General features: G+C 65.7%; 4 protein-coding genes. 2 read left to right on the forward strand and 2 right to left on the reverse strand.

The features are described 5' to 3' along the window. Positions 1 to 113: 113 nt before the first annotated feature. Complete coding sequence (locus EOA27_RS30955; protein ID WP_095820718.1) at positions 114 to 413, reverse strand: hypothetical protein; 300 nt, start codon at positions 411 to 413, stop codon at positions 114 to 116. 154 nt (positions 414 to 567) lie between these two features. Between EOA27_RS30955 and EOA27_RS30960 the strand changes: the two genes are divergently transcribed. After that, a complete protein-coding gene (locus EOA27_RS30960) occupies positions 568 to 1,467 on the forward strand; it encodes a VOC family protein (RefSeq protein WP_126083353.1) in 900 nt (299 codons plus the stop codon). Positions 1,468 to 1,507: 40 nt separating this feature from the next. Beyond that, positions 1,508 to 2,113 (forward strand): sulfotransferase family protein, encoded by a 606-nt coding sequence (locus EOA27_RS30965; protein ID WP_126083352.1) that lies wholly within the window; start codon positions 1,508 to 1,510, stop codon positions 2,111 to 2,113. A gap of 134 nt (positions 2,114 to 2,247) precedes the next feature. Here EOA27_RS30965 and EOA27_RS30970 read toward each other — a convergent pair. After that, on the reverse strand, positions 2,248 to 2,697 hold a 450-nt coding region (locus EOA27_RS30970), incomplete at its 5' end, for a GGDEF domain-containing protein (RefSeq protein ID WP_145970642.1).

Genomic DNA, 2,697 nt, shown 5'->3' on the forward strand with positions numbered 1-2,697 from the left:
GTCTTTACTCTACGGCGCCCCCCTCTGTCCTGCCGGACATCTCCCCCACTAGGGGGGAGATTGGCTGTCGCCGCTGCTTTCGCCAATCGCCAAGGGGAGAAGGGAAAGGCGCCCTAAATCCCTTCCCCATCCACCAGCGGCACGTCCTCGCCCTCCCAAGGGCTCGGCATCGAGCCTCGCCCGGCGCTTGGCAGCGGCATCCAGCATCTGAGCTCCGGCTCGGCATATTCGACCACGCGGCCGGGCGAGGAGTCCGAGGCCCGCCAGCCTTCCTCGCCGAACTGGTCGGCGCGCGACCAATAGGCCATGTCGACCTCGGCCGGTCCCTGCTCGGAGGAGCGCACCGTCACCAGGATGCGGCTGCCGTCCCGCGGCGCGCTCGCCATGTTGCGCCAGTGATCGGTGTCGTCCATGGGAGGTTCCTCCTGCTTCGTTCGGAGCTGCCGAAAAAACAGCCTGCTTTGCGATAGTCGCCGCCCGCCGGGGAGGGGTCAATCCGAACTTGGCGCGAGACATAAATATCATTCGGAGCTAATATATCCATCGACCGCAATCGAGCAGACGACGATGGACGAAGGATTGCTGTCTCAGGCCACGTGTCTCGGGCCGGTCCATCTCAAGGTGACCGACATTCCGGCCGCCTTGACCGTCTGGCGCGACACTGTCGGACTGGCGCCGGCCGGCGAGGACGCCGTTCTAGCGCAGCTCGGGGCCGGCGGCCGGACGCTGATCGTGCTCCATGCGGGCGCGGAAGTCGCCCTGCCGCAGAAGTCGCGCGATCTCTTCCATGTCGCCATCCACGTCACCACCCGCCGCGACCTCGCGCATGCGGCCGCCCGCCTCAAGGCGTCGGGGTTGCGATACAGCGCCCAGGACCACCTCGTTTCGGAATCGCTCTACGTCTCTGACCCGTCCGGCAACGGCATCGAGATATGCTTCGACACGCCTGAACGCCTGCTGCGCCGCGAGGTCTCGCCCGACGGCCGCGTGTCGCTGATTGCCGTCGACGGCAGCGCGCATTCCGGGCTGGAGCCGCTGGACGTCTCTAGCCTATTGCGCGACCTCGGCAATTCCGGCCATGTCGAGCCCAGGATGGCGCAAGACGCCTTTATCGGCCACATCCATTTGCGCGCCCGCGCGCCCGAGGCGCTGATGGAATTCTATCTCGGCGTGCTCGGCTTCCGGCCGCATATCCAGTCCCGGACCTTCGGCATGTTCGACTGCGGCACCGAGCGCCGCGCGCATATGATCGCCTTCAACATCTGGGCGCGCGGCGAGCTGCGCGAACCGCCGCCCGATGCCGCCGGCCTGGACTATTTCACCGTCGAGCTCGGTTCCGCCCACGAGCTTGCCGCCGTGGCGCGCAGGCTCGAAACGGCCAATGCGCCGGCGAGAAGGGAAGGTGGCGCGATTTCGACCGCCGATCCGGAAGGCAACCGCCTGCGGCTCGTGGTCCAGGGAGGTTGACCGCAACCGCTTAAAGACGGGAGTAGTGGAGGAGGGGGAAATGTCGCTGATGGTGATTGGAACCGGCTTCGGCCGGACCGGCACGGACTCGATGCGCGAGGCGCTGACCATGCTCGGCTTCGGTCCTTGCCACCATATGTCGGAGGTCATGGGGCATGCGAAGCAGAAGCGGCTCTGGCGGGCGCTGGCCAGGGGCGAGGCGCCCGACTGGGCCCAGCTCTTCGCGGGATATAAATCCTGCGTCGACTGGCCCTCGGCCTTCTATTGGCGTGAGCTGATCGAAGCCTATCCGCAGGCGCGCGTCATCCTCACCTGGCGCTCGCCCGAAAGCTGGTGGGAGAGTTTTGAAAAAACCCTGCTGCCGGCGATCGCCGGCAGCACGGATCAGGAGTCGCTCGGCATCGCGCTCGTCGCCAACCAGGTCTTCGGCGGCCGCCCGCAGGACCGAGCACATGCCATCGCCGTCTACCGGGACAATGTCGAGGCGGTGCTGAACACCGTGCCGGCGGAACGGCTGCTGGTGCACAAGCTCGGCGACGGCTGGGCACCGCTCTGCAGCCATCTCGGCGTTCCCGTGCCGGAGGAATCCTATCCCGCCCGCAACACAACGCAGGAGTTCCGATCCGCGCTTGGCATAGTCCAGTAGACTGGAGCGACTCCAGGACAAAGTGTGTAACGTTAGGCTCGGCGACTTCGCCGTAGCCCTCCGAAATTTAGTAAAAACAAATAGATAGAGCGTTTCGGCGTTTCGTTGAAATGCTGAGAGGCGCTAGCGCGGAATCATCCCTTGACCTCGGTGCCGGCTTTCGCGGAGGGCACCAGCTGGATGGCGGGGCGCTCGCCCGGCGGGGTGCTCCTGGCGACAACCACCCTGTCGCGACCCTCGGCCTTCGCGTCATATTGCGCGTGGTCCGCGGCGTTGGTGATCTCGGCCCAGCCGGTGCCATGCTCGGGATAGGCCGCGACGCCGAACGAGGCCGTCACTGTTCCAAGCGTGCGGCCGCGATGCGCCAGATGCAGATGCTTGATCGCCTGGCGGAGCGTTTCGGCGCGCTGAGCTCCCTCCTCAAGCGAGCATCCCGGCATGACCAGGGCAAATTCCTCGCCGCCATAACGGGATACGACATCGCTGTCGCGCGCATGCTCGATTAGCGTCGCGGCAACCTGCTTCAGCACGAGGTCACCGGCCTCGTGCCCGAACGTATCGTTGAACTGTTTGAAGTGGTCGAC

Origin of the sequence: Mesorhizobium sp. M2A.F.Ca.ET.037.01.1.1 (genome assembly GCF_003998075.1) — a bacterium.
Classification (GTDB): Bacteria; Pseudomonadota; Alphaproteobacteria; order Rhizobiales; family Rhizobiaceae; genus Mesorhizobium.